The sequence below is a fragment of the Micromonospora sp. D75 genome (genome assembly GCF_018070405.1).
GTDB lineage: Bacteria > Actinomycetota > Actinomycetes > Mycobacteriales > Micromonosporaceae > Micromonospora > Micromonospora chalcea.
On sequence record NZ_JAGPXV010000732.1, the window covers coordinates 1 to 2679 of the forward strand.

The 2679-nt window shown below is 74.5% G+C and carries 2 protein-coding genes and 1 pseudogene; all 3 read right to left on the reverse strand.

Features of this window, described 5'->3' with window-relative positions; translation table 11 throughout:
- Positions 1 to 1462: uroporphyrinogen-III synthase (locus KBX39_RS28285; RefSeq protein ID WP_210873448.1), on the reverse strand; the 1462-nt coding region annotated here is incomplete at its 3' end.
- The gene (gene hemC / locus KBX39_RS28290) at positions 1459 to 2445 is read right to left on the reverse strand and encodes a hydroxymethylbilane synthase (RefSeq protein ID WP_064446671.1); all 987 of its coding nucleotides are present in this window, start codon (positions 2443 to 2445) and stop codon (positions 1459 to 1461) included. The genes hemC and KBX39_RS28285, both read right to left, overlap by 4 nt.
- A pseudogene (locus KBX39_RS28295) lies at positions 2442 to 2679 on the reverse strand (glutamyl-tRNA reductase); the annotation flags it as partial. The gene hemC and the pseudogene KBX39_RS28295, both read right to left, overlap by 4 nt.

Consider the following 2679-nt stretch of genomic DNA (forward strand, 5'->3'; position numbering starts at 1 on the left):
CGGGCACCGAGGCGTGCGGCGGCTGCACGTCGACCCGCAGGCCGAACTCGGTGGCGGTCTCCGCCGTCTTGGGCCCGCTCACTGCAACAACCGTGCGCGCATGCGGCTTCCCGGCGATACCGACGAGGTTCCGCACCGTGGACGACGAGGTGAACAGCACGGCGTCGAACCCACCCGACTTGATCGCGTCGCGGATCTCGGCCGGCGGCGGGGCCGCCCGCACCGTCCGGTACGCGGTCACGTCGTCGACCTCCCAGCCCCGCTCGGTGAGCCCGGCGGCAAGCGTCTCGGTCGCGATGTCGGCGCGCGGCAGCAGCACCCGGCCGACCGGGTCGAGGACCTCGTCGTGCGGCGAGAACTCGGCCAGCAGGCCCTCGGAGGACTGCTCCCCGGAGGGGATCAGCTCCGGCTGGATGCCGAACGCGCGGACCGCCTCGGCGGTGGCGTCACCGATACAGGCGATCTTGACGCCGCCGAAGTGGCGGGCGTCGAGGCCGTGCTCGGCGAACTTCTCCCACACCGCCCGGACCGCGTTGACCGAGGTGAAGATCACCCAGGCGTAGCGGCCGTCGACCAGGCCCTTGACCGCCCGCTCCATCTGCGCCGGGGTACGCGGCGGCTCGACCGCGATGGTCGGCACCTCGCACGGGATCGCCCCGTACGCGCGCAGCCGGGCGCTCATCACGCCGGCCTGCTCCTTGGTGCGGGGCACCAGCACCTTCCAGCCGTACAGCGGGCGGTTCTCCCACCAGCTCAGCTTGTCGCGGTCGGTGACGGCCGCGCCGACGGTGAGCACCACCCGGCCGGTGAAGCCGAGCGCCGCCGCGACGAAGGAGTCGACAGTCGACGTGGTGGTGTACTGCGTCTCGCCGGTGCCGTCGCCGGTCACCCCCACCGCTGTGGTGCCGTCGACGCCGGCGGCCAGCAGGCCGTCCCGGACGGCGGCCAGGTCACCGGCGTCCACGGCGAGCGCCAGCGAACCCCGGCCCACGGCCGTGGCGAGCGCGTCGAAGTCGAGCGCGGTGACGTCCTCGACGTCGGCGGCGGTGCGTACGCCCGGCAGCGGGACACCCGCGTAGGTGGCCACGCCCTCGGCCTGGCCGACGCCCGGCACCACCTCGAAGTGCGCTGCGGTACGCGCGACCGCCTGCACCTCCTTGACCACCGAGTCGTGGCCGAACGGGTCACCGGCGACCAGGTGCACGGCGTTCTGCCCGGACCGGGCCGCGGAGATCAGCACCTTCGCCACGTCCCCCGGCACGCCCTCGGCGGGGCTGAACTCGGCGTCGGGCCGGGCCTGGGCGCGTACGTGCGCCAGGAGCGACTCGGGTACGCCCCGGTCGTAGACCACCTGGTCGGCCTCGACCAGGGCGTCCAGCGCCCGGCGGGTCAGCAGGCCGGGGTCGCCGGGACCGGCCCCGACGAAAGCGATCTGGCCTACGGGCTTACGGGTGCGGGTCATTCTGTGCTCCCAAGTTGCTGGGTCCCCGGGCCGGCCTGTGCGTCCTGGCCGAGGATCGAGTCGGCGCCGAGTTCGAGGAGTTCGGCGGCGAGTGCCTTGCCGATCTCCGCCGCGTCGGCGGGCGTTCCGGTGCGGGACAGCCGGAGGTCACGCGAACCGTCCGGGCTGATCACCGCACCGCGCAGGTAGATCTCCTGAATCACGTCGCCCTCGTCGGTGGGCTCGCCTTCGGCGAGGACGGCGTACGCGGCCACGGGTGCGCTGCATCCTGCCTCCAGGGTGGCCAGCAGCGCCCGTTCCGCGGTGATCGCGGCGCGGGACGGCTCGTGGTCGAGCAGCGCGAGCATCTCGATCACGTCCTGGTCGTCGGCCCGGCACTCGACGGCCAGCGCGCCCTGAGCGGGCGCGGGCAGCATGAGCATCGGGTCGAGCGTCTCGGTGATGACGTCGGCGCGGCCGATCCGGTTGAGCCCGGCGCGGGCCAGCACGACGGCGTCGAGGTCGGCGTCCGGGCCGAGCACCCGGCTGAGCCGGGTGTCGATGTTGCCCCGGATCGGGGTGACCTCCAACTGCATGCCCAGCGCGTGCAGCTGGGCGATCCGGCGCAGCGCGCCGGTGCCGACGCGGGCGCCGGGGGGCAGCTCGGCGAGCGTACGGCCGTCGGTGGCCACCAGCGCGTCGCGCGGGTCCTGCCGGGGCGGCACGGCCGCGACGTGCAGGCCGGGCGCCGCCGCGGTGGGCAGGTCCTTGTACGAGTGGACGGCGAAGTCGATCTCACCGGCGGTCAGCGCGTCGCGCAGCGCGGACACGAACACGCCGACGCCGAGTCGCTGCACCGGGGCGGTCGACTTGTCCCCGGCGGTCACCACCTCAACCAGCTCGACCGGGCGGCCGGTGGCCGCGGTGAGGGCTTCGGCCACGTGGCCGGACTGGGCCATCGCCAGGGCGCTGCCCCGGGTGCCGAGGCGCAGTGGGGCGGTCATCGCGCACCTCCGGTGGGCGGGATGTCGGCGGCGTCGAACGACGGCCGCCCGTCGAGATCGGTGGCGACCACGTCGGGAACGGTGTCGACCGGGGACGTCTGCGGAACGTCCAGGTCGAACAGCTCGCGCAGCAGCGCCGCGTACTGGTCGCCGCCGGGCTCGGCGGCGAGCTGGCGGACCCGTACGGTCGGCTGGTGCAGCAGCCGCTGGACGACCCGGTGCACGGTCCGGGCC

What these genes read in the sequence shown, in the direction of transcription:
- hemC (WP_064446671.1), bottom strand. Translation starts at nt 2,445, where the DNA reads ATGACCGCCCCACTGCGCCTCGGCACCCGGGGCAGCGCCCTGGCGATG.